The sequence below is a fragment of the Agrobacterium tumefaciens genome (assembly GCA_025559845.1).
Classification (GTDB): domain Bacteria; phylum Pseudomonadota; class Alphaproteobacteria; order Rhizobiales; family Rhizobiaceae; genus Agrobacterium.
Genome location: CP048470.1, coordinates 1,584,268 through 1,607,776 on the forward strand (window position 1 = coordinate 1,584,268; position 23,509 = coordinate 1,607,776).

31 protein-coding genes and 1 tRNA gene are annotated in these 23,509 nt (G+C 56.8%); 30 read left to right on the plus strand and 2 right to left on the minus strand.

All coding sequences use genetic code 11. The features are described from left to right. The 17 genes from FY156_23660 to FY156_23740 all read left to right on the plus strand — a co-directional run bounded on the left by FY156_23660 (position 1) and on the right by FY156_23740 (position 14,560). Complete coding sequence (locus FY156_23660; protein UXS04464.1) at positions 1 to 384, plus strand: head decoration protein; 384 nt, start codon at positions 1 to 3, stop codon at positions 382 to 384. Between the two features lie 13 nt (positions 385 to 397). Then, a complete protein-coding gene (locus FY156_23665) occupies positions 398 to 1,408 on the plus strand; it encodes a major capsid protein (GenBank protein UXS04465.1) in 1,011 nt (336 codons plus the stop codon). Positions 1,409 to 1,514: 106 nt separating this feature from the next. Continuing rightward, positions 1,515 to 2,018 (plus strand): hypothetical protein, encoded by a 504-nt coding sequence (locus tag FY156_23670; protein UXS04466.1) that lies wholly within the window; start codon positions 1,515 to 1,517, stop codon positions 2,016 to 2,018. A gap of 5 nt (positions 2,019 to 2,023) precedes the next feature. Further along, positions 2,024 to 2,416 (plus strand): hypothetical protein, encoded by a 393-nt coding sequence (locus FY156_23675; protein UXS04467.1) that lies wholly within the window; start codon positions 2,024 to 2,026, stop codon positions 2,414 to 2,416. Between the two features lie 29 nt (positions 2,417 to 2,445). After that, entirely contained in the window at positions 2,446 to 3,204 is a 759-nt protein-coding gene (locus FY156_23680; protein UXS04468.1) for a hypothetical protein, read from the plus strand. After that, positions 3,194 to 3,730, plus strand: coding sequence for a baseplate assembly protein (locus FY156_23685; GenBank protein UXS03189.1), 537 nt, complete (start codon positions 3,194 to 3,196; stop codon positions 3,728 to 3,730). Before FY156_23680 ends, FY156_23685 begins: the two co-directional genes overlap by 11 nt. A 14-nt stretch (positions 3,731 to 3,744) precedes the next feature. Then, a complete protein-coding gene (locus FY156_23690) occupies positions 3,745 to 3,951 on the plus strand; it encodes a hypothetical protein (protein UXS04469.1) in 207 nt (68 codons plus the stop codon). Next, on the plus strand, positions 3,938 to 4,327 hold the full coding sequence (locus tag FY156_23695) for a hypothetical protein (protein ID UXS04470.1): 390 nt from the start codon (positions 3,938 to 3,940) through the stop codon (positions 4,325 to 4,327). Before FY156_23690 ends, FY156_23695 begins: the two co-directional genes overlap by 14 nt. Next, positions 4,324 to 5,268 (plus strand): baseplate assembly protein, encoded by a 945-nt coding sequence (locus FY156_23700; protein ID UXS04471.1) that lies wholly within the window; start codon positions 4,324 to 4,326, stop codon positions 5,266 to 5,268. Before FY156_23695 ends, FY156_23700 begins: the two co-directional genes overlap by 4 nt. Then, positions 5,265 to 5,930 (plus strand): phage tail protein I, encoded by a 666-nt coding sequence (locus tag FY156_23705; GenBank protein ID UXS04472.1) that lies wholly within the window; start codon positions 5,265 to 5,267, stop codon positions 5,928 to 5,930. Before FY156_23700 ends, FY156_23705 begins: the two co-directional genes overlap by 4 nt. Before the next feature lie 12 nt (positions 5,931 to 5,942). Then, positions 5,943 to 8,207, plus strand: a complete 2,265-nt coding sequence (locus FY156_23710) for a hypothetical protein (GenBank protein UXS04473.1) — start codon at positions 5,943 to 5,945, stop codon at positions 8,205 to 8,207. A 244-nt stretch (positions 8,208 to 8,451) separates the two neighbouring features. Beyond that, positions 8,452 to 9,867 carry a hypothetical protein gene (locus tag FY156_23715; GenBank protein UXS03190.1) on the plus strand — a complete coding sequence of 472 codons (1,416 nt, stop codon included), beginning with the start codon at positions 8,452 to 8,454 and terminating at the stop codon, positions 9,865 to 9,867. A gap of 1 nt (position 9,868) precedes the next feature. Beyond that, entirely contained in the window at positions 9,869 to 10,294 is a 426-nt protein-coding gene (locus FY156_23720; GenBank protein UXS04474.1) for a hypothetical protein, read from the plus strand. Between the two features lie 104 nt (positions 10,295 to 10,398). Next, the gene (locus tag FY156_23725) at positions 10,399 to 11,634 is read left to right on the plus strand and encodes a phage tail protein (protein ID UXS04475.1); all 1,236 of its coding nucleotides are present in this window, start codon (positions 10,399 to 10,401) and stop codon (positions 11,632 to 11,634) included. Positions 11,635 to 11,660: 26 nt separating this feature from the next. Then, positions 11,661 to 12,170, plus strand: coding sequence for a hypothetical protein (locus FY156_23730; protein UXS04476.1), 510 nt, complete (start codon positions 11,661 to 11,663; stop codon positions 12,168 to 12,170). Position 12,171: 1 nt separating this feature from the next. Beyond that, positions 12,172 to 12,522 carry a phage tail assembly protein gene (locus FY156_23735; protein UXS04477.1) on the plus strand — a complete coding sequence of 117 codons (351 nt, stop codon included), beginning with the start codon at positions 12,172 to 12,174 and terminating at the stop codon, positions 12,520 to 12,522. Between the two features lie 7 nt (positions 12,523 to 12,529). Then, positions 12,530 to 14,560, plus strand: coding sequence for a phage tail tape measure protein (locus FY156_23740; GenBank protein UXS04478.1), 2,031 nt, complete (start codon positions 12,530 to 12,532; stop codon positions 14,558 to 14,560). Here the strand turns inward: FY156_23740 and FY156_23745 are convergent. Next, positions 14,557 to 14,796 (minus strand): hypothetical protein, encoded by a 240-nt coding sequence (locus FY156_23745; GenBank protein UXS04479.1) that lies wholly within the window; start codon positions 14,794 to 14,796, stop codon positions 14,557 to 14,559. The genes FY156_23740 and FY156_23745 overlap by 4 nt on opposite strands. Positions 14,797 to 14,855: 59 nt before the next feature. Between FY156_23745 and FY156_23750 the strand changes: the two genes are divergently transcribed. Genes FY156_23750 through FY156_23790 form a run of 9 tightly spaced genes read left to right on the plus strand, consistent with a single transcriptional unit; the run spans position 14,856 to position 19,082 of the window. Then, positions 14,856 to 15,299 carry a phage tail protein gene (locus FY156_23750; protein UXS04480.1) on the plus strand — a complete coding sequence of 148 codons (444 nt, stop codon included), beginning with the start codon at positions 14,856 to 14,858 and terminating at the stop codon, positions 15,297 to 15,299. Next, positions 15,299 to 15,523, plus strand: a complete 225-nt coding sequence (locus FY156_23755; protein UXS04481.1) for a phage tail protein — start codon at positions 15,299 to 15,301, stop codon at positions 15,521 to 15,523. Before FY156_23750 ends, FY156_23755 begins: the two co-directional genes overlap by 1 nt. A 5-nt stretch (positions 15,524 to 15,528) precedes the next feature. Continuing rightward, positions 15,529 to 16,560, plus strand: coding sequence for a late control D family protein (locus FY156_23760; protein ID UXS04482.1), 1,032 nt, complete (start codon positions 15,529 to 15,531; stop codon positions 16,558 to 16,560). Between the two features lie 35 nt (positions 16,561 to 16,595). After that, complete coding sequence (locus FY156_23765; protein UXS04483.1) at positions 16,596 to 17,273, plus strand: TIGR02594 family protein; 678 nt, start codon at positions 16,596 to 16,598, stop codon at positions 17,271 to 17,273. 24 nt (positions 17,274 to 17,297) lie between these two features. Next, the gene (locus FY156_23770; GenBank protein UXS04484.1) at positions 17,298 to 17,627 is read left to right on the plus strand and encodes a cell wall anchor protein; all 330 of its coding nucleotides are present in this window, start codon (positions 17,298 to 17,300) and stop codon (positions 17,625 to 17,627) included. Positions 17,628 to 17,631: 4 nt separating this feature from the next. Further along, entirely contained in the window at positions 17,632 to 18,120 is a 489-nt protein-coding gene (locus tag FY156_23775) for a hypothetical protein (protein UXS04485.1), read from the plus strand. Between the two features lie 37 nt (positions 18,121 to 18,157). Then, positions 18,158 to 18,421, plus strand: coding sequence for a hypothetical protein (locus FY156_23780; protein ID UXS04486.1), 264 nt, complete (start codon positions 18,158 to 18,160; stop codon positions 18,419 to 18,421). Further along, positions 18,418 to 18,606 carry a hypothetical protein gene (locus FY156_23785; GenBank protein ID UXS04487.1) on the plus strand — a complete coding sequence of 63 codons (189 nt, stop codon included), beginning with the start codon at positions 18,418 to 18,420 and terminating at the stop codon, positions 18,604 to 18,606. The genes FY156_23780 and FY156_23785 overlap by 4 nt, the downstream gene beginning before the upstream one ends. Then, positions 18,603 to 19,082, plus strand: coding sequence for a hypothetical protein (locus FY156_23790; protein ID UXS04488.1), 480 nt, complete (start codon positions 18,603 to 18,605; stop codon positions 19,080 to 19,082). Before FY156_23785 ends, FY156_23790 begins: the two co-directional genes overlap by 4 nt. Positions 19,083 to 20,687: 1,605 nt before the next feature. Here FY156_23790 and FY156_23795 read toward each other — a convergent pair. Further along, a tRNA-Gly gene (locus FY156_23795) sits at positions 20,688 to 20,762 on the minus strand. A 257-nt stretch (positions 20,763 to 21,019) separates the two neighbouring features. Between FY156_23795 and FY156_23800 the strand changes: the two genes are divergently transcribed. The 4 genes from FY156_23800 (at position 21,020) to FY156_23815 (ending at position 23,498) form a co-directional block, all read left to right on the plus strand. After that, positions 21,020 to 21,529 (plus strand): prolyl-tRNA synthetase associated domain-containing protein, encoded by a 510-nt coding sequence (locus tag FY156_23800; GenBank protein ID UXS04489.1) that lies wholly within the window; start codon positions 21,020 to 21,022, stop codon positions 21,527 to 21,529. Positions 21,530 to 21,584: 55 nt separating this feature from the next. Continuing rightward, on the plus strand, positions 21,585 to 22,553 hold the full coding sequence (gene trxA / locus FY156_23805) for a thioredoxin (protein UXS04490.1): 969 nt from the start codon (positions 21,585 to 21,587) through the stop codon (positions 22,551 to 22,553). Between the two features lie 66 nt (positions 22,554 to 22,619). Continuing rightward, positions 22,620 to 23,294, plus strand: a complete 675-nt coding sequence (locus FY156_23810; GenBank protein ID UXS04491.1) for an LON peptidase substrate-binding domain-containing protein — start codon at positions 22,620 to 22,622, stop codon at positions 23,292 to 23,294. Between the two features lie 15 nt (positions 23,295 to 23,309). After that, positions 23,310 to 23,498, plus strand: coding sequence for a Trm112 family protein (locus FY156_23815; protein ID UXS04492.1), 189 nt, complete (start codon positions 23,310 to 23,312; stop codon positions 23,496 to 23,498). Positions 23,499 to 23,509: the final 11 nt, after the last annotated feature.

Genomic DNA, 23,509 nt, shown 5'->3' on the forward strand with positions numbered 1-23,509 from the left:
ATGACTGGCATTGTTACCGAAACACCTCGGGATCTCGGCTTCGTGCTTTCCGAAGCAAACGGACTTCTTTCCCGTGAATCTATCACGGTGGCAGCCGGCGCCGGAAAGGTGCTGGCCGGCACGGTTCTCGGGAAAGTCGCCGCGACGGGCAAATACTTTCCGTCCCCCGTCGCCCAGGTGGCGGGAAAGGAAGGCGCTGAAACAGCCGTGGCAATCCTCGGTTACGAGGTAGATGCGACCAATGCTGATGTCGCGACAGTTGCCGTGACGAACGACGCTGAAGTCAAAAACCCGATGCTGGTCTTCGATCCCAGCGTCAATGATGCAACCAAGCGAGCGGCCAAACTGACCCAGTTGCGCGCCGTCACGATCAAGGCTCGATAAGGAGACCGCCGCGATGACCACTTCCAATGCCCATACTGGCGATCCCTTCAGCCTCGAAAGCCTGACGGCCGCTGTCAACTCGGTTCCGTATCGCCCGGGCCAGATTTCTGCATCCGGTCTTTTCGATGAAGACGGCGTCTCCACGACGATGATTTCCATCGAGCTGCGTGACGGAAAGCTTTCGCTGGTTGAGCCGAGCGCGCGCGGCGGTCCTGGCGAAACGACCGACGACGAAAATCGCCAGAAAGTCCCGTTCAACATCCCGCACTACCAGCGTGATGATGCCATCGCCGCAGATGAAGTGCAGAATGTTCGTGAGTTCGGCACGGAAAGCCAACTCGAAACGGTCGAGGGGCGTGTCAACCGGAAGGCGCAGCGGCACGCGGCTGACCTTACCATGACGCTCGAGCACCAGCGCGTCGGCGCCGTTAAAGGGATTATCACCTCAAAGTCTGGTGCTGTGCAGGTTGATCTCTACAGTGCGTTCGGTATCGCCGTGCCTGCGCCGATCTCGCTTGAGCTCGATGTCGACTCGACCTTGGTGAGCGCGCTTTTTCAGGATGTCGTCTACAGCATCGAAGACTCTCTGGATGAGCCTTATGACGGGTTGCACGTTTTCACCGGGCGTTCGTTTCATAAGGCGATGTGGCAGCACAAGTCGGTGCGGGAAACCTTCCTGTACGGAAGCGGCGCGGTCGTTCTTCGCCAGGACGTTCCGGATGTGTTCGAGTTCGGCGGAGCGACGTTCGAGCGTTATCGCACGGGTGCCCGTGCGACGGCCAACCTCGGCGCTCCCTACATCGCTCATGATCGCGCTCGCGTCGTTCCGAAAGGTGTGCCGGACTTGTTCATTACCAGGTTCGCGCCGGCGGATTACAACGAGACCGTCAATACCGTCGGTCTCCCGTTCTACAGTCGCGCCACACCCAAGAGAAACAACAAGGGTTACGACCTCGAAGTCCAGATGAATGCGGTTTCGATCTGCACCAAACCTCAGGTGCTGCGTGAACTGACGCTTACCTGACCGCCTTTCGTACACAGCTTTTGATGACTTGGAGCCGGGCCCGTCGCCCGGCTTTCTAATTCAGGTCGCTGGTGTTCCAGCAATGAGACAAACGGAAGGAACCGTCATGTCCAAAAAGAAAATCACTATTGCCTCTCCGCGAGGCATCATCATTCCCGCTGCGATCATCGGGCTGGAAAGTGATTACAGTGCAGGTCCTCACGAACCCGTTTCGGTACCGGAAGACTATGGAAACTCACTCATCGAAAACCGGTTCGCTGCGAAAGTCGACGACGCTGCGGTGAAGCCCAAGGTCGATGAAAAGCCGAAGACTGCCAGCAAGACCAGGGGCATCGGGAAGCAGGATGTCAACCTCACTCCTGCTACCGGTTCCGGTCAGCTGAGTTTGGGCGATGAAACACTGCTCGGCTCGAATGTTCAGCCATCTATCATCGAGATTTCGGACGGCAAGACGATCCAGCTCGGCGACGCGGTCTCCGCTGCTCACAAAAATTCCGGACTGTCCGTCGCTGATTGGAACTCCCAGCCGGAAGATATCCGGGAAGCGGCCATTCTGGCTGCGATCGAGCAGATCAAGGTCGATGCTTCCAACGATCAGTCTCAAGGCTGATCGTCATGGATCTGGACGGCATCCGCTCGCGTCTTCCGTCGATGACGAGAGAAGTTTTCGGCGATGCGACGACGGTTATTCCAATGGCCGAAGGAAAGATGAGCGCTGCCGTTGCGGACCTGACCCGAGATGTTCAAGTCAGGGTAAAGGGTCGGTTCGACTTTTCTCCTGATATCGAGCAGATGGGCGGAGGAAGGGAGCGACCGGAAGCCGCACACGTCATGTCGTCGCACGCATCGGTTAGTTTCGCTGTAGATGACCTGGTTTTCCTGCCCAAGCAGGGCGATCATATTGTGCGCGTCGATCCGCAAACCGCAACAACCGAACGCTATCGCGTTGACCGGGCATACCAGCCTGTGGCTGGCGTTCTACTCTGTTTTCTGTCGAGGTTATCGTGAGCGTTGTCCGGCAATTGATGCAGATCTGCATGGTTGAAGCTTTTCGGAGCCGCACCATTGCCGGTACGTATGTGTACGACAGCAAGATCGACACGCTTGATGGTTTTCTTAAAGGGCAAGTCCGCCCCATCATCATCGTGTCGATCGAGGAGGCGGAGCAGGATGAAGACGGGCCGGCCACAGGTGGGCTTTTGGGCCGTCCATCAAGGTTCACCGTGATGGTTCAAACCGCAGTCGCGTCTGGTCAGGAAATTCGCGACGACGATGGTTTTGTTGTTCGTGGTGCGATTGGTGAAAGTGATGCGTCGTTTGAGGCGACGCTGAACGTGCTCGATCGTCAATGGCGGCAGGTGTTGACGGCCTCTGATAATGAATGGGCGATTATCTTCCGAGACCTGGTGCATTCCATCGGGGTAATCAAGGACACCCGCGCGACCGATCCCGAAACCGGGACCAAACACGCGGCACGGTTCGTTCAGTTCAAGGCTGAAACTTTGCCAGATCCTTTGCCTGGTGACGAAATCCCGCCGCCGATCGCTGCTGGACTTGCTGCTATGGAAGCCGACGGTGATGACGGATACCGCAAGATTGCCGAAACATGGCGCGCATTGTTGGCGACGGGCGGTGATTGGCCGGACTGGAAAATTCTGCAAGCTGCTCTCTTTACGTCGAAGGCCGGAATTACAGCGCTGGGTCCTGGTCCTCTTTCGGAGACGGATGTCCCGTTCATATCAGCTAAGATAAAAATATCCGGCGTTGAAGGTTTGGTGGTGAGCGATGATCCGTGAGTTCATGGCACTGGCATCCGACGTGGAGGTTCTCAAAAGTGCCTTCGGTCGAATGGTGAAGGTCGGACCCGTCGAAATCATTGATGCCGAAAAAGGTTACCGGCTGAAGCTTGGCGAGAATGCCGATGGCTCGGCATACCTATCGCCATGGATGCCGCACCCGGAAACCGGCAAGAGCTCAGTTCCTCTCAAAAAGGGGCAGATTGTCGGAGTTATCAACCCTGGTGGAGATCTTCGGCAGGGCATCCTCGTGAGGGGTGGATATTCCGACGAAAACGCAAGCCCGAACGATGACATGTCGGCAAATGTTTTTGCTGACGCCGGAGTGCGCCTCTCCATCAAGGGCGGCGTGCTGCATGTCGAGGCAGAGACGCACGTCATCGTGTCCGCCCCCAAAGTTTCGCTTGGCGGCGAGGGCGGCAAGAAAGTCGCACGGATTGGCGACAAGGTTCATGTTGCCAGTGGATCATCAGCCGGCCTCTGGCCGATTGTTGAGGGTTCCGGGGTCGTTTCGGCCGTAGATTGATCAGGAGAAAATCGATGCGAAAAAGCAAACTGCCGAACGATATAGCGGCGGACAATGACGGGCGCAAACAATTTGCCGTCGCCGATGGGGTCTCTATCGTGAATGGCAAAAATGTCACGGGGGCCACGGTCAGGTTGACCGAGACCGAGGCGCTCTACGATCTGTCACTCGGACGGGTTAGCGCCATCGACAGCGGGGCTTCAAGCGATGGTGGGGCTTGATCGGCGCACGGGCGCGAGAATTTCCAACATCGAAAGCGCCTATCAGGCCGTTATTTTCATACTCGCGACCCGCATCGCCAGCGTCCTGCTTCTTCGGGAGTTTGGTGGAGGTGTTGTCGAACTCCTCGGCCGCGCTACTACCCCGCCGCTTTTTGCTGCGTGGCAGCAGTTGATTGCCACGGCGATTGATTTGTGGGAGCCGCGTTTCAAGGTTCGTCGAGTGACGTTGAACGGTACCGTTGATGAAATTCGCAGCGGCATCGCGGGTATATCGATCGAAGCTGATTTTCGACCCAAAGGTCATCTCGGCGATGAAACTGTGGAGCGGGTTGTTCGCTTCGGGTTGGCCTTTAACGGCGGAGTTACGCTCATATGACTTACGCACCGACGGCGATTGATTTTTCACGGCTGCCCGCGCCGGAAGCGATCGAGATTATATCCCTCGAGCAACTCGACGCGGCATATCGCGAACGATTTCTCGCGGAATGGGCAATTCAGCAAGCTTTGGACGCGTCACTCCCTGATTTCACAGAACAGGATCTTGCAACGCATCCGGCTATCGTGGTTGGGCGCGCGTGGAGATATCTTCGAAACCTTGATCGAAACCGGGTCAATGACGGGCTTAAAGCGCTGTTGGCTCCTTTGTCCAAGGGTTCCAACCTGGACAGTCTTGTTGCTGCTCGCAATGTGGCCCGCCTGACGATTACGCCAGCCACTGTGAACTCGGCAGCAGTGATGGAAGGTGACGAGGCTCTCCTGCGGCGTTTTTTACTGTCATTCGATGTGCCGTCGTCTGCGTCTGCAGGACGGTACCTTTTCGATGCATGGACAGCGTGGCCTCAGTCGAATGACAGGACGCTTGGTCTTTGGGATGCTCGCGTCAATGGACGGTCGGTGCACGGGCGCAGGGGTGACACAGATGTTGTCCTTATTGGCCCATATGGCCGTTTGCCCACTGCCGAGGAGCTTGCGGCGGTTCGAACCGTAGTCACCCATCCTGATCGAGCTCCGGAAGCTGTCGGGCTATCGGTTTTGGGCGGGGTCCGCACGGAGTATCAGGCATCATTTGTGATCGAGGTGCCAGCGTCTGGCCCATCGCCAGATCTTTTGAAGGCCGAAGCGATAAAGCGGATAAATGATGTTGCGACGGACCGAATAAAAATAGGGGGTGAGGTGCCGGCTGGGCTGTTGCTTGGTGCGGCCTATGGATCGGGGATCATAAAGGTTCGTGATTTATCGCCTGTCGCCATCGGTGGCGACCCCTACAAGGTCCCGGTAATGACCGCGTTAACAGTGGACATTGAGGTGCGGCTATGAGTGATGTGAGGCCTCTTCTTTCTTCGGAAGTTGGTTCCTTCGAAAAAGCCCTCGCTGCCGGCATGTCCGATGACATCGATGTGCCTTACGCCATCATTATGGATCCGTATCGGACGCCCGCTAGGTTCATCCCTTGGTTGGCTGCACATCATTCGGTCGATCTATGGTTTGATGACTGGGCCGAAGAGCGGAAACGGGAAATGATTGCGCAAAGCGCAGGGGTTTCGGTACTCTACCCCGCGTCTCCCTTGGCGGCGCTAAAAGGCACGCTTGCCGGGCTGAAACGCTACCTTGCCTTCGTTGATGCGGAAATCGTGGATCGCATCGCACATCCGAACCGCTTCACCTTCGGGCGGGCGGTGATCGGACGAACCCCGATAGCGCATCAGCCATTCGTTGCGCATTACCTTGTCCGCGTTTCGTTGACAGCGCCGAAAAACCGTTTCCAGATTGGCCGCAGCGCCTTCGGGCGGGCGGCGATGACGGCCATCGACCTTGAACCCATCCGCCGCGCCAAGCGCGCCATGACGACCGCCAAGACGCCGGAGACGCTCTATTCGGTGTCCTTCGCATGGCGGCGCGGCATCACCTTTAACGACAATATTTTCATCGACGGAAGCCATGCCTTCGGCGGTTACATGGATCGCAAGCGGCTGGATTGAGGGTAACGACACATGCAGCGCACTTCTTTTGCAGAAGCTGAAATCGCCGATCACGCTGATTTCGAAGCCATCGGCTTGCAGGCGCAGGCGGCGACGGACGGCCTCTGGCTGGACGCTATCGGCTATCCGGCCCATTGGGCCGCATTCACGGTTGCCCGCAAATCGGCGCAGGAAATCACGGTTTCGGCTGGCCGCTATGTCGCCGGGGAAATCGTCTTTGCGCAGGAAGCGCCGACCGATATGAACCTTCAGCTTCATATCCCGGCGGCAGCTTCCGACCAGCGTTGGGTTGCCGTGCTGTTGCGTGGCAAGGAAGTGACCGACACGGTAACGCGTCCGTTTGAAACGTCCGACGATCCCGAGACCAGCATCATTGTCAACCGCACCACGCCGAAGACAATCCGCCGGGTTGTCGAACTGATTGTGCAGCCGGGCGAAGCAAACCCGGTTCCGGTCAAGCCGGTGGTGGCATCGACGGATGCATGCATTGCCTTCGTGCTGTTGACCTCTTCCGGGGTCGATACCATCGAACCCGGCAACGGCGACCGCGTGAAAACCCTGTACGAAGTCGAAGGCCGCGTCACGGCGCTCGAAGTCGATCTGGATGGCCTCTTCATGAGGACCGAGACGATTGAAACGCAGATCGTCAATATTCAGGGCAAGCTTACCGAAATCCCGCGTCCGGTCATCATTCGCCAGATGCAACGCGACATCGGCGCGGCCCGGCTGAAAGTCGATCTGCCAGACGAGGCGCGTGCCTATGTGTTCGATGACGGTCTTATTCCCGACCGTTGGGACACGGCGCATGTGGACTGGCTCGCGCGGATTGAAGAGGGCATCCGGTTCGGCTTCGCTGCTGAAGGACAGGCCCGCCTTGAAGTGCAGGCGGAAGACGATCCGAAGATTGCATTTCGCGGTCGCCGCATGGTGCCAGCCTTTGACGAGGTGACGCGCATTGCAAACACGTCGCTGGACGGCACGCTGAATATTTCGCAGTTGGTACATACGGAAACCACGCTTGTCCGCAAGGAGGCGTCCCGCATCCGCATCACCTACGGGCCGACGATGCACGCTTGCGAGAACGCGGCGGGCTGGTCCGGCCTCGGCGGTGATTCCAGGGTGGGGCAGATGCTCAATGTCGGCGGCGAGACCTTTGAGGTGGTCTATCTCGGGGCGAACTATGGTCCCGGTCATCAGACCTACGGCGTCCGGCAGGTTCGATATGAAATCTATAGCGAACCCTATTGGCAGTATGTGACCGAAGAAGTGGGCATTAACGGCTCCATTTACGGCCAATCCTTCCTCGTGGCGCAGCCCATGCAGGTCACAAGTCTTGACCTGTCTTTTGCCCGTGTTGGTGCTGATGGTGACGTTCACGTTTTCATCGTGGAAACCACGACCGGTGGCATGCCCCGTTTCGATGCGGTGCTTGCGCAAGGGATATTGAACCACGCTGATCTTGTGGTTGGTTGGAACAAGATTGTTCTGCCGATTACTTTGCTGGAAAGCGGAAAGCGTTATGCTTTTGTGACCGTGACGACCGGCGCGCATGCGCTGCATATATCCGGGTCGAACAAGTATACGGGCGGCACACAGTTTTTGACGACGGACGGCGCTTTCGCCCAAGGATCGACGGAAACCGATATTTGCTTCCGGCTGAATGCCGCCCGCTACCGCAGCCCGCGCACGGTCATACCGATGCAGGCGCTCAACCTCGCGGACGGCATGACGCAAATCGACATGCTGTTTGCGGGTTGGGTTCCGGGCGGCTGTACGCTCGGCTGGGAAATTCGGCCATCCGGTTCCACCGTCTGGACGGAACTTGATGACGGCGACCCGGCGACAAACCCGCTTGTTGGGCTTCCGGCGTCTGTGGAATTGCGCATGGTCATGATGGGTACGGCTGATTTGCAGCCAATGATCCAGCTTGACCAGAAGGCAGTTTCACGCGTTGCCCGGAACCGCAACAGCATGCGGGCGGTCAGTGACAGCTTTGCGTTTGGGTTTGCGACCACAAGCATCCAGACCCAATACACGCTGGATTCGTTCGACGCTGACCGGCACACCTTCACGCCCGCCATTATGGTCGGCAACACGGTCATCAACCCGGACACCACCGAAATCACGGTTGACCCGCAGATGCCTGCGCGCCGGACCTATCTTTCCACCTATACGCTCGGCGCGTCGGCGACTGCCGCCCGCATGCGCCCGGCGGCCACTACCAACAATGTCGTGTCCGTGCCGTTCGTGCAGGACGCGTTCATTGCTGCACTTTAAGGGGTTCCCATGGCTTTCCAGATCGATCCGGAAAAATCCTACAAGGTGAAGCTGTCACGCCCGGTCAAGCGTGGGGCCTTCACCTTCAAGCCGCTGAACGAAATCGAGATGCGCGGTACGGTCGTCACGGCGATCATCGAGCAGGAAGGTGACGAGGTGCTTGACTATGCCAGAGAGGTCTGACGCCTATCAGGTTCCATCGTGGCCGAAGACGCTGATTGATCGGGCATTGTGGAATGCGACAATGGCCGATCTTCATGCTCGGCTTGTTGCCCGCGAGGAACTGGAAGCATCCTTCGAAAGCCTTGAGGCTCAGGGCATTCAGGCATCGCTTGATTATATTCAGGTCAACGTCGCGCCGCAGATTGCCAATCTGCAACAGTCCATTACGCTCGCGCAGGACCAGATTGACCAGATCATCATTGGCGGCAAGGCTCCTGACACCTTGAAGTTTGGCGGGCAACTGCCAGCGTACTATGCGACAGCGCAAGCGTTGTCGGGTGGGCTTGCTGCAAAAGTGCCGAATACCCGCAGGGTGAACAACAAAGAATTGTCCGCCGATATCACGCTTGGCAAAGGGGATATTGGTCTTGGAAACGTTGACAACACCGCTGATGCGGACAAGCCCGTCAGTACGGATCAAGCGGCGGCGCTCGCGAAACGCATCCGTGTTGATGCCCCTCAAAACTTCTCGGAGTTGGAGAAGGGGAAAGCTCGGGCAAACCTCGGTGGCGGTGTCCTTGCTGGTTTCCGCAACAAGATCATAAATGGCAATTTCGATGTGTGGCAGAGAGCGCCAAGTCAGACTTCTTCCGGCTACGGAAGCGACGACATGTGGTTTAACCAAAACATCGGAACCACCAAAACTCATTCCCGGCAAGCCTTCGCATTAGGCCAAACGGACGTGCCGGGTGATCCGGTTTATTTCTCTCGTACCGTCGTTGCCAGTGTCGCTGGCGCTGGCAATCTCTGCCGAAAAATCTATCGGTGCGAAAGCGTTCGAACGTTGGCGGGAAAACGTGCAACGTTGACTTTCTACGCGAAAGCGGACGCGGCAAAAAACATTGCCGTAGAACTGGCCCAAGACTTCGGGGCAGGTGGTTCTCCCTCCCCGTTTACAACGTTCAGCGTAACAACGGTTGCTCTCACTGCGCAGTTGGCGCGATATGATGTTGTGGTGGACATTCCGCCTACTGCCGGAAAAACACTCGGAACGAACAACCTTGACAACTTGGCTGTGAGTTTCTGGTTCGAAGCCGGATCATCATTCAATGCACGCACAAACAACCTCGGGCAACAATCGGGAACGTTCGATATTGCGCGTGTGTCGCTGGTTGAGGGGGACGCTTCTGCGGAAGCAGACCCGGCAGGATATAGGCATATCCAGCAGGAACTTGCCTTGTGTCAGCGATATTTCTGCGTGATCCACAATGGTTTGCAGTCCGGCGGTGTCGGCACGAATATGGCTTACTACCGGTTCCCTGTTCCTATGCGGGCCACGCCAACTTTAACGGTCGTGAACAATGGTACCGCCTCATCCGCCAATATCGTTAGCACTTTCGGAGCGCCTTCTTATTTAGGGGGGTTCTTCCAGATCAATGTAACGGTGGCATCTGGTTACATTGACGGGTGGATCGGTTACTTCGATGCGGGGATTTGACATGAACGTTATCGGATACACCGAAACCGGCATGATCCGCGCCGAGTTTGACGACACGGAGATACTTGTCCCGGACGATATGGGAAACCGTCATCGCCAGTTGATTGCGGAGTGGGAGTTTGACGAAGAGGGTGAGCGCGTCAACACGATCCCACCATATGTTGCTCCCCCTGCGCCGGTCCCGCCAATTCCTCGCCTTGGCTTCTGGCTGGCGGCGGCAGAAGTTGGCGTCACCAAAGCGCGCGTGAAGGCCCATATCGACGCCATGCCTGAAGGCGTCGAAAAACAGCAGGCGATTGTTTATTTCGAGGACGCGCAGCTTTACCGCCGCACCGACCCGCTGTTGAACCAGATGGCGGAACTCGAAAACATCACGCAATCGCAGCTTGACGACCTCTGGGTATGGGCGCTCGCAAACTACGCCTGATGCCATTTTGCACTCAGACCCAGCCCGCCAATACTGGCGGGTTTTTTATTGCCCGTTTTCAGCGCTTCGGGCAGGCGCCACCTTGTATATAGAGAGATCCCACCATGACCGCACCTGCCTTTGGCATGCAGTTTTTCCGCCCCACGACTGAGACAGTTCCTGCTCTTGGCGCGGACTTTTCCAAGATGCTCGTCATTGAAACATCTGCTGACGCTTCGAATGCGGAGTTTCCGATCGATACGCCTAAACGCATCTCCTCCTCCAATTCGGAGGCGGTCGCCGCTCTTGGCACTGGTCTGCTGGCGGATGCGGTTAAAGGTATTAATGATCAGCTGACGAGCCTCAACGCCGGCGCCGACGTCACGATCGTACGTGTCGCCGAGGGCGCCAATGCGGCTGCCACCGCAGCAGCAATCGCTGAGGTCATCAATTCCATCACGGATATTCCAAGCCAGGTTAACGCCACACCGAGGATCGTGGTGGCTGGTCGAACGGCTTGGCGGCCCGATCTGGACACTGCAAATCCGGTAATCGTTGCGCTTCAGGCAAACCTGGGAAAGATCCTCGCCATTGCGCCGGTCGACGTTGATGACACCTCATCGGCCAACGCGATTGATGCGCGTGAAACCATGTCTTCCGAGCGATTGATGCCTATCGGTGTAGCTGCCCGCGTATACGCTGGTGCTGACGTTGTCACGCGGCCGATGGCACCGCGCGTTGCTGGTTTGATTGCGCGGGTCGACAATGAAGGTGACGGCTTGCCATTCAACCCGTTCGCAAATCAGCCTCTCTATGGGCTTGCAGGCCTGTCGAGAAAGATTCCTTTTTCTCTTCTCGATGGTTCTACCGAAGGGCAGCAAATGCTGGCCGCTAACGTCGCTATCGTGACGGAGGGCGAGACCGGCGTCGACGGTGCAGTCGCCGATGGCGGTTTCGTGTTCATCGGCACGGACAATGCGCAGACAGGCGAGCTCTGGGAGCAGATGCACCAGGTGCGTGGCACGGATTACATCGTGACCCAGATCATGGGAATTACGAGGCAGTTTCTCGGCAAGAACAAGATCACTGCCAACATGGCCGAAGCGTGGATCAACTCGATCGCCTACGCGCTGAAGGATCACAAGGTTGCGGATCGCATCCTCGGTTACACGCCCCGAACGGAAATGTTCAAAGCCGATCTGAACAGCCCGGAAAATATTCGTCTTGGCACACTCGCACTCGAGATTGGCATCGAGCCGGCACCAGTCTTCAAGCGTGCTGATCACACGATCCGTCGGTATCGCCCTGCCGTCGAAGGCCTTGTTGCCGAAATCATTGCACGTCTGGCGCAGACCGCCTGACCCCTCCGATCTGAAAGGACAATATTATGGCACAGCCTTTTCTCACCCTGGTGGATATCGACGCTCGCAAGTCCCTCGAGTCCGGATCGACGCGCGCAACGATCATCGCCAAAATGGTGATCCCGCCGCTTCGGTTCAAAACAACCACGCGAACGGCGGGCGGCGGCGTTCTCGATGTCGATTACAGTCAGGATCGTCTCCAGCCGATTGAGCCGGCAGTATCCGTTCATGGCTTTGACAGCGATCTCATGCCTGGGGTGAAGGAGCGTTGGACGCTTGCCGCTGCACTGCGCAATCGCAAAACGAGCGCGATGGTACCGGTCCGCGTCGAAATCGAAGGCGTTATCGTTGAATGGTCCCCGGACGAGGCCGACCCCGGCCAGTTCAACGGATGCAATTCCATATTCAAGGAAGTCACACATTTCGAACTGTCGATCGATGGCAAGGAATGGTGGTACGTCGACGAAGATGAGCGTGTAATTCGTCGAATGGGTGTCGATATCACTGCCGCCCGCCGCGCCGCACTCGGAGCGTAAAATGGGTGACCTCGACTATTCTGAATTCGAGCCGGCGGTGACCGAGACATTGGAAGCGGGCGCCGCAGAAGAGTTTGTCGTCGAGCACGTTGAGCCTCTTGCGGGCTCTTACAGCTACCGCCTCTTGTCCCCGATGACGGTCAACGGTGCGCGGCTCAATGTCGTCACGATCAAGCAGCCGGAGCAGACTGATCTCGATGACTATGCGACGGGAAGCATTGTTTCCCGTCGTCTTTTGCTCGCGCGCCTGACGGGTGTCGACCCGAGGGTGATCAAGAGAATGATCTGGCCGGACAGCAAGGCTATTCACCAGATCCTCGCGGATCTGATCCCCGATTTCATGATGGAGTGATACCAGTATGGGCAAACTGACCGCCACGATGGTCGTCGATATCAGCGATCGCACAGGCAATAAAACACAGGCGATCATTGGTAACCTCGACCGCCTGAAGCGGGCAGAGCGTGACCGTATGCTTGCCGAACGGGGTATGTCTCTTAACCGCGTGCAGCGTCTTCAGGAACGGGAGATGATTGAGCGCGCACGCTCTGCCCAGGCGGAGCAGACGGCGCGGGAGGCCGCTCTTGCGGCGGCGACGCAAAAACGGAGTGCTGCAGTGGCTGCATTTGCAGTGCGGGGAGCGGCGGCTGTTGGGGTGGCCGCCTATGCCGCTGGTCGAGCATACTCCAATTACGCGGACATCGAGGATCGCGTCGCAGGCATCGCGATCAATGCGGACAAGGGTGTTGCTGCCATACAGCCGACGATGCAGAGCCTCAGAACTGTGGCCCAAGACACGAAGCAAAGCTTCGATACGGTGATGACTGGTCTCGACACGCTCGTCGCCTCCGGCCGATCGCTCGATGAATCTATGTCGTTCCTGCCATCAGTGGCCCTGACCGCTAAAGCGTCTCGCGCAGAGATTGCCGATATCGCACTCACGGCAGATGCTGTCGGAGGGTCTTTCAATATCGCTGGCGACAAGATGCAACAAGCGTTCGACATGCTCGTGACAGGCGGTAAACTCGGCAAGTTCGAGTTGAAGGATATGGCTCAATATCTGCCAAGCTTGGCGCCGTCGTTTGCGGCTCTGGGATATAAAGGTACCGAAGGTCTCGGCAAACTTGTGGCGATGTTGCAGACTGTACGGATGCAAGCGGGATCTTCGGCTGAGGCGGCGACGTATCTCAGTAACGTGCTCAATAAGATGTATTCTGAGGATGTTGCCAAGCGCTTCGACAAGTTTGGTGTGGATCTTCCCAAGGCGCTCGATAAGGCCCGCCGGGAAGGCAAGGATGTGCTCGAGGTTTTCCTCGATATGACACAGCTGGCGCTGAAGGGTGATCTGACCAAGATTACCACGCTTTTCGGCGATGCCGAAATGCAGAAGGGTGTCCGAGCTCTCGTTATGCTTAGGGATGCGCAGGCAAACTTCAATGCGGAAATCAATAAAGCGAAGGGTTCGGCGCTGGCGGACTTCAATGCTCAGGCTGATCTGTCGAAGAACAAAATTCAGCAGCTTTCAAACAATTGGGACACCTTTATGGCCCATGTCGGGAGCGGTGTCGCAACGGTCGTTAATCCCGCTCTAGATAAGGTCAATCAGGCGATTTCGGACGATGCCGCCGTTGAAAGTGTTATGAGCGGCATGGACGCTGAACAGAGAGGTTGGTTGCGTGATGACTTCTACGGGCGGTTCTCTAAGGCAAATCCGCAGGCGAGTTACGAGGAGATGGTGGCCGCTTTCAGGGCCGCGCTCATAAAGGTTGGGCGCGGTGGAGCGAAAACGATCTTCGACGATATCGATACCGCAGAAGGCCGCAGGCGAGGCGGGGAGACGATGTCGAAGTATCCGTCGAGAGGCTCTTACGACCCGGCTGCACATGCCGCCGGTATCGATAAACAGCCTCTTGGGCAAACGACTGGTGTAATCCCGGTACCAACCGGCCGCCCTGGAAGCGAACCAGCAGAGGTGCGTTTAGACCGAGTGCTTCAGAATGCAGAGGATGTGCAGCGGAGATATCCGTCACGAGGCGCCTATGATCCGGAACAGGTGCGTCGTGAGCGTCTAGCTGTTGCTGTCCAAGAGCAGAGGTCGTTCAATGTCTTCGGCGCATTTGAAGACAGGTTGGCGGGCAGGACTCCGCAAAATGCCACCGCCCCTACGTCAGGGCGTCAACCTGTTGTCATCGAGGGGACCCCTTCGGTGACCCTTTCCGGTACGCCTTCTGTCACCATCACAAACCCGCCGCCTCGGCCGAACATCACCGTCCATATGCCTGTGACCATCCATGAGGCTCCGAACGCTGAGGCGGTCGCAAGGCAATTGGGGCAGGCGATCAGATCGGAAATGGATGGGCTCCAAACGTCGACGAATGACAGCGGGCTTTAGTTAGCCCGCGTCTCGGCGATCCGCCGCAGGTGGCGTTCAATTTGCAGCAGCGTTGCAAGGAGACCGCAAATGACAGCGGCGGTCACCAGTCCAGCGATCAATCCAAGAACGGCGTAGATTGCACCGCTTCCATTCGGCTGACCGAATATCCACCCCATAGCGGTAGCAGCGACAACGATAAAGAGTGCCAGGATCTGATTGATGCTGTCGAGCAGGCTGATGAGCGTTGTGTTCATGAAGTCCCCCATTCCGTGAATGCGGAAAAGAAATCAAACTATCGGTTGAAAGTCCAGACATGATGTATTTTCTCGGCGCAGTGATGATCGATGCAAAACCGTTCTCTGCAGATGCGGTCCGACGGGATAGTTCCGGATCTCTGGTCGTGAAGCCGGTGATGGGCGGGCGACAGCGGAAGGAAAATGTTGGTGAGGGAGAGGACGATCTGACGCTTTCGGGCTCCCTGCTGCCGAACAGGATTGGCGGCCTTACCCAACTTGAGGTGCTTCACTCAATGCGTCGTAACGGCGCGCGTTTTCCCGTGATGCGCGGAGACGGAACGCGCCTTGGTTGGTATGGCATCAAAGCTATGACGGAAGAGCATCGCGACCTGATGTCCGACGGGGTGGGGTTTGAGCTTCTCTACACCATCGTTCTGGAACAAGCGGATGAAAGGCCGGGCGACGGTCAATCCGTGATTGGTGGGCTGCTTTCGCTATTCTCTCTGAACGGGGTGTTGTGATGCCAGACAAGTTCACGGTGCGAGGTGAGGGGCTAACCGTCGAGTTGGTTCTGCACCGTAAATACGGGGTGCGCGGCCGAGCCCTCGTGGAGGAGACGATGCGAATCAATCCCGGGCTGGCAGGTCTCGGGGCATTCCTGCCGTTGGGCACCACTTTCAGCATTCCCGAACTGCCGGCGCAAACGGGTCTCGTCCGCGCCCGAAAAAGTCTGTTCAAGGATTAGAGCGCATGAGCTGGGTCAACGGTGTTTATTACGATCTGACCGTCGCTCCGCAATGGTCTGTCGACTGGTCGGTGTGGATCGATGGAAAAGACAAAACGGGCGCGATGAGTCCCTATCTGATCGATGTCGCGATTACCGACAAAGAAGGCACAGCCTCGGATACCTGTAGTCTGACTTTCGATGATACGGACGGGGAAATCGAACTGGACATGGAGGGAGCGGCGATCGTCGTCTACCTCAATGGCGTCGCGACATTTGATGGCACGGTCGAAACTGCAAGAAGTACCGGCTCGCGCGGCGGTGGACGGTTGGTGCCAGTGACCGCAAAAGGTTTCGACACTCGCGGAAAAGCCAAAGAATTGCAGGCCTTTCATAAAGACGAGGCCACATTGCAGGAGTTTCTCTCGGAGGCCGCCTCCAGAGCGGGGTATTCCATACAGGTCGATCAATCTTTGGCGGACATGCAACGGGACTATTGGTCGGCGGACTATGAGAGCTTCCTCGATCTCGGCGAAAAAATAGCGAGAGAGGTAAACGGAACTTTCAAACTTCGCGGCAAGCGGGCCGTCTTGGTTCCGCGCGGCGCAGCCGATCTTTCCCCGATTTATGGCATCGTTGGGCCAGGGGGAAACGTTATCAGTTGGGACATCGCGCCGTTTACTGGAAGACCGTCATTCACCAAAGCAAAGTCGCGCTACTTCGACAGGAAATCGGCGAAATTCGTTGAAGAAGAAGTGGAGATAGATCTCGGCCGTGATCTTCCTGACGTGACGAACATGACGCGCATGCCAGTTGCCGATGAAGGGCAAGCCAAGCGCCGTGCTGAAGGTCGGAAAAGTGAAGCGAAGCGCGACGCAGGCGGCGGTACCGTCCTTCTTGATCTTGAGCCGATGGCTCAAGCCGAGGCAGTCTTTCATCTGTCAGGTGCCCGGAAGGCTATCGACGGTAGCTGGCGCGTTGCAAGTGTAGCTCACAAGGCAAACAGATCTGGTGGCGCTACCACGTCACTCGAAATCAAGGAGCCTGGCGCCCAATAGGGCAGGCTCACCAATCCTAAAATCAGGAGAACAAAATGGCGACTGTACGCGAGGTACAGCAGCGCTTGATTTCGCTCGGCTATGATGTCGGGCCGTCTGGCGCTGATGGCATTCCCGGTCGTAGCACGACGAAGGCCGTGACGCGGTTCCAGGAGGATAAGAAGCTCTCAATCCTCTATCCCGGCACGATCGGTCCGAAGACGCTCGTTGCGCTCGGGTTGAACGATAACAGGCCGATGGTGCCGCCTTGGGTGACGGAAGCGCGCCGCTTCCTCGGCCTGCATGAGGCGAAGAACGCCAAAGTGCTGGACAAGGCCCTGCGGCTCGATGCGAGCGAAATCGCGTGGTGCGGTGCTTTCGTCGGCATGGTCATTGCCACAGCCCTGCCGAAAGAGCCGATGCCAGCGAACCCGCTCGGCTCTCGCAACTGGTTGAAGTTCGGCAAGGCGCTGAACGAACCGCAGATCGGCGCCATCGCCGTCTTCTGGCGTGGCTCTAAGGATGGCTGGCAAGGTCATGTTGGCATCGTCGTCGGCCACGACAAGACGCACCTGCATGTTCTAGGCGGTAATCAGTCCGATTCCGTCACCATCGCCCGCATCGCAAAAACTCGTCTGCTCGGCTATCGCTGGCCGGTCACGTATCAGGATGCGCCCTATACCGCTCTGCCGATGACCACAATATCGGCCAGCGTCACGACCAACGAAGCTTAACCCCTCCATAAAAGGAAACACTCCATGACCAAGTCTCTGCTTTTCGCGGCAGTGGCGGCCTTTGCGCTGTCTTCATGCTCGGCCACAACCGGATCGATCGACAATGCGATCCAGAAAAATCTCCCGCAGATATGCACCACGGCGGCGACTGCCCATAGCGCGTTCGTGATTGTCGCTAGCACAGGCAACCTGAAACAGTCGACGGTCAGCAAAGAAGCTGCAGCCTGGTCTGCTTTGGACGTGATCTGCAAAGATCCCTCGTCCGTCACGGCGGCTACTGCATTGGTAAAAGCGGCCGAGGCATACGCGGTGATCACAACAGCCTTACGTGATGCAAAACGGGTGGAGGGTTGAGCCGATGCGAAGCATCTATATCTGTGCCCTTGCCGTCGCCGTTCTCTTCGTTGGTGCATTTATTTTTTGGCCAGCTTTGTCGCAGGAAGCCGGGCCTGTGATTGCGCCATCATCGATCTGGTATGATCTCTGGACGATCGTGCAGCCGATCGTTGTCCTTCTGATTTCTACCGTTGGCCCTGCCTTGGTGACCTGGTTGAGCGTTCGTCTCATAACTCTGCTCAAAATCTCCGATGAAAAGCAGCGCATCGAGATCGAGGCTCGATTGCGGAGTGCCCTCCATGAATCGGCGCTCAATGCCCTGAAGTATGCCGTCACGAAAACCGGCCTCCCCCTCAGGGGGGACAGTATCCCTGGTCCTGTCCTCGACGTAGCCATCGAATACGTGGCTGAGAAAAATCCTCAGGCGCTTTCAAATCTTGGAGTGGATGTGAAAGCCCTTCAGGACATCATCATGTCGAAGGTTCCGGAGGTGGCTAAGGCGGTCAACTGACCGCCTGTGGCGACCACAGATTATAAGGGGCGGGGAAATGGAACTGTCGAACGAGATTGGCGGCTGGTTTCTGCAGCACGGGCCTTTTGGCGGGTTCGCCCTGCTCATGGTGATGTTCTACATCTATGAGCGGATCGGCCGCGCCAAAGACCGCGAGGCGCATGATGCCCGCATAAAGGAGCTTCAGGACGATCATATCGAGACGCTGAAGACTCTCGCGCCGCTCGTCCAGAAATTCACCGACACCATGGATACGGTCCTGCCGGTCATGGTTTCGAACGGAAACAGGAGGGGCGAATGAGGCTGCTATCCTGGTGGCGCTTGCCGAAAGTCCAGACCTTGCCAGATCCGGAAATAGAAAAAGAGAAACGCGACCGAAAAGCCGATTTAGCCCAAGCGGTCGTGACATTCGAGCGCCGGCGCGACCGCGTCCAGCGCATCGCGGAGGAAGTAGTAGTCAGCATGCAGAAAGGCAGCCGGCGATGAGACGATTTAAAACGAGTGTGGCGGCCTGGTCTGCCCTGATTGCCGTAATGCTGTTCTGGATCGCTAACGCCTTCATTCCAGCCGACTATATGACCGAGGTCTCGTCTAGCCTCGTTCTGGGGGTTGCGTTTGCCGTTTTGGTCCGCTGGTTCCGCGACGCAACGCAGGCGATGCGCAATGGTCGCGCCGGCGCTGATTTCCTGATTGTCGCCGTCTTTTCGATCGTCGGCATTATCTTCTTCCAGCGGGTGTGGGTGATGTTGCTTCGATACCACGAGCGACCGGACTGGATGGTCAACTCTCCCATCAGCGCTTTCGTGGCATGGATGATGGCATGGTCCTGCACTCTGGCGCTGGTCGCTCCAGACATTGAAAACGGACACATTCCACCGCGGAGCCGTATTCTAATTGGTTTCGCTCTTTTTGTGGCTGGTATGGTCTCCGGCGGTAGCATCATGCTGGCGCTGAAGCCCTGACTTCAACGCTTCTCCCCCTGTCTATGGCCGGGGGAGATTTGCAAGGCGTTTGGTGGCTTCCCAATACTCCTCGCACTTTTGCATAGCCAGACGGCATGAGGCGGAATAGCCGAGGTTTGGCGTCGGCGGCGAACCCTTGTATTTCTTCGAATACCAACCGGCCCATTGCTATTTGCCCTTTATCGGCCCGTGTATTTCCTTCCGAACTCTACCGATCGCCTCGGCGCCATCGTACCCGGTCCAATCGAAATCCGTTGGGGGGTCGCGTGCATCGATCTGAGTTCTTTTCCAGAGATACTTAGGCTCATATTTTTCGGTCATCGCTGGCAACCTGACGCGAGAGCTTGTCGATAGCAAGCGGCCGAGTTATGCCGGCTCATGAAATATTTTTATGTACTTTTATTCTCATTGATGGTGACGACAGGCGCTCGCGCAGCAACCGAAAGCGAGTTCCGGTCCCGGTTCTGCGCCGGCATGCAGCAAGAGCGCGTATTGCCCAACGGCACGCGGGTTGACTGCATCACTGATCGTCTCGCGATTGAGGTCGATTGGACGCACAAATGGGCCGAGGCGATCGGGCAATCCCTCTTGTATGCGGCAGCTACCGAGAAGCTGCCGGCCATCATCCTAGTTTGCAAGGTCGGTCCGGTCGGATGTCTGAAACACGAATACCTTATCAACGAGGCAGTCGCTTATTGGAAACTGCCAATCACCGTCTGGATGTGTATGCCTTCCGATCTGGTTTTATCGGAATGCAGTAGACGGGATTATTAGTCGTTTCATAAGTCATTGAAATTATGCGTTATGATTGGTTGTGGCGTCTTTCTGAAAGAAATCTATGCTACGAAACGGCCCAAAATAATCTGGGGGGATTGCTCAAAACGCTCTCCCGCTACCATTTCTCATTTATTTCAAATCGACGATCAGCATTGCCTGGTGTCCCGCGTGCAGCCTACTGCCCAAAAAAAGGGAAACCCGCCTTCCGCAATGTTGCAGCCGACGGGTCTCAACCTCTGCCCCTCCCACAAGGGCGCGCGCACGTAAACACACTAAAGCAATTATGGCAAGATCATGGTGACCATGTTGTCGCCGATGATGGCTCCAAATTCCATGTCAGCGGCGGGTGGCAAAGCGTTACCAGCTCCGTGTGTCGTTCGTACGGGGCGCGGTAGGAGACGATATTGTTGCTGCAGAGGTCTCGCGCTGCGCGACATAAGACGAGCGGTAGTAGGTCTTCTGCGCGCGATCTTGGCCGTATTGGATCATGTCGGCGGCAGAAGACATTGTCGGTATTGATATGGCGAGGAATGCGGCTGCCAGAAATATGGATTTGCTGTTTGCGAACATTGCGACCCCCAGGGTGGTGAAACAACCACATTAAACGGCATTGGGCCATGTTTGTTCCAGCTATGCGAGGGTATAGGCGGTATTCTCTTGGGGAAGAGGTGGCTGGACCCGGTGCGGCCGCCCCGAACTCCAGGCCGGTACGTGTAAGACTTTAAGGTGCTACTGTAAGCTTTGCAGCGGTCAACGGAAGGCGAATGATATATTCCCAGTCGCCAAGGCGACCAAAGTTCTCAATGTCAACAACGATCTAGGAGAATTTGGAGCGGGCGAAGGGATTTGAACCCTCGACCCCAACCTTGGCAAGGTTGTGCTCTACCCCTGAGCTACACCCGCTCATAAGCCAACGGTTCGGGGTAGTAAGCTGAACCGTGGGTCACCAGTGTTGCGGCGACGGGCGCTATATCGCTCAATCGATTTTGGAATGCAACAGGGAAATGACAAAAATACGAACAAAACCCGCGAAAATTCGACAAGTAGCGGAAATAGCTGGATATTTTCATTGCGGTAGGATTTCTGCCCGTTGCCAACGGTAGCCAGCGTGCTTATTCAGAAGACAATGGTCCGAGAATCGAGAGCGACAGGTGCGGGATATGACGGAAATTTCTCCCAAGACGGCGGATGAACTCTTCGAGCTTCTGGACAAGCTTGGCATCTCACACAGCACGAAACAGCATGAGCCGGTCTTTACTGTCGCTGAATCCCAGTCGCTGCGTGATCTCATCCCCGGTGGTCATACCAAGAACCTGTTCGTAAAGGACAAGAAGGACAAGTATTTCGTCCTGACGGTGGAAGAAAACGCTTCCGTCGACCTCAAGAGCGTTCACAAAGTGATCGGTGCGGCAAGCCGCGTTTCCTTTGGCAGGCCGGAAAAGATGCTGGAGTATCTTGGCGTCGTTCCCGGATCGGTCACCGTCTTTGGCGCGATCAATGACGTCAACAACGACGTGACTTTTGTGCTCGACAGCGCTCTTATGGAGAACGACCTGATCAACGGTCACCCGCTGTCCAACGATGCGACGACGACGGTTGGCAAGCAGGACCTTATTCGCTTTCTGGAGGCGACCGGCCATGCGCCGCTTGTCTTGAAAGTGAGCGAGTGAGATACGATCTTTGCGTTAATAGAGACGAAAACGACAGGTACCATTGGAGACCGGCATGAGCGGCACGAACAACCCTTACGGCAGTTCCTACGGCGGGCAGATGTCTGCAACCGCACAATTCGGCGGGGAGCATAATGGCGCTGCCTCCGGCCACATCAAAGATACGACGACCGCCGCCTTCTCCAAAGATGTTCTTGAGGAATCGCGTAATCAGCCGGTGCTGGTCGATTTCTGGGCGCCGTGGTGCGGCCCATGCAAACAGCTGACGCCGGTTCTGGAAAAGGTCATCAACGAAGCCAATGGCCGCGTGAAGCTGGTAAAGCTGAATATCGACGATCATCCCTCAATTCCCGGCCAGCTTGGCATCCAGTCAATCCCGGCCATCGTGGCCTTCGCTGATGGTCGCCCGGTTGATGGTTTCATGGGCGCTGTTCCGGAAAGCCAGATCCGTCAGTTTATCGACAAGATTGCCGGTCCCGATGCAGGTGATCCGAAAGCCCAGATCGAAGCTGTGCTGGCCGAAGCAAAACAGCTTGTGGCGGATGGCGATCACGAAGGTGCTGCGCAGCTGTTCGGTGCAGTCATGCAGGCTGACCCGGACAATGCAGCCGCGATTGCAGGTATCGCCGAGTGCATGATTGCCGTTGGCGAATACGAACGGGCGGGCGAGCTTGTGTCTTCGCTGCCGCCGGAATTGTCTGAAGATGCGGGCATCCAGCTCGTTGCCAAGAAGATCGCTCAATATGAGGAAGCCCGTAAACTCGGCGATGCGACGGCCCTCGAGCGAGATCTCACAACAAATCCGGATCATCACGAATCCCGAATGAAACTTGCCAAGGTTCTGAACGTTCAAGGCAAGCGTGATGAAGCAGCCGACCATCTGCTCTACATCATGCGCAAGGATCGCGAGTTCGATGAAGACGGCGCGCGTCGGCAACTGCTGGAGTTTTTCGAGGCCTGGGGCTTCAAAGACCCTGCGACGGTGGCCGGACGCAGGAAGCTTTCGGCTATCCTGTTTTCGTAATGTGGAGATGACCGGTCGATACCATCGGGATCGACCGGTACTCCGGAAAATAGAGGGTTCATTCCCATGCATATCGGAAATGCGAGATATGTGAAGAGCGACGATCTGCCGGAAACAGTCCCGGTCTTCCCCCTGCCGGGAGCGCTTCTCCTGCCGGAAGGGCATCTTCCGCTGAATATCTTCGAACCTCGATATCTGGCGATGATCGACCGGGCACTGGCGAGTGATCGCCTCATTGGCATGGTTCAGCCCGCACTTCACGCAATCGATACAGGCACCGAGGGTGGAGCGCTGAGTTCCGTGGGTTGTCTTGGTCGTATCACTTCATTTTCCGAAACCGGCGACGGCCGTTATCTGATTTCGCTTACCGGTGTTTGCCGTTTCCGTCTGCTCAAGGAAGTGGATGCGGCGGGAAAGCCATACCGCAGCTTTGTGCATGCACCGTTCATCGCCGATCTTTCCGGCGACTACGACGAAGACGCTGTGGATCGTAACAACCTGTTGCGCGTTTTCCGAGCCTTTCTTGATGCCAATCAGCTTGAAGCAGACTGGGAAAGCGTGGAGCGCGCGGGCAATCGCGTGCTCGTCAACTCCCTTTCGATGATGTCACCTTTCGGCCCCGCGGAAAAACAGGCGCTTCTGGAAGCTCCTGATTTGAAGACACGGGCTGAAACACTCATTGCAATCACAGAGATTCTTCTCGCTCAAGGTGGCGGCGAGAACGGCAATGTTTTGCAATAGGGCAGGAGCGGGCCGATGGACGACAGGATGAGCAATGTCGACCCGAAGCTGTTGGAGCTTCTGGTTTGTCCTTTGACCAAGGGCGGCTTGTCCTATGACCGCTCCCGCAACGAACTTGTCTCGGAAAGTGCCAGACTGGCCTATCCCATTCGCGATGGTGTGCCGATCATGCTGATTTCGGAAGCCCGCAAAATAGAAGACTGATTTTCCGTTTA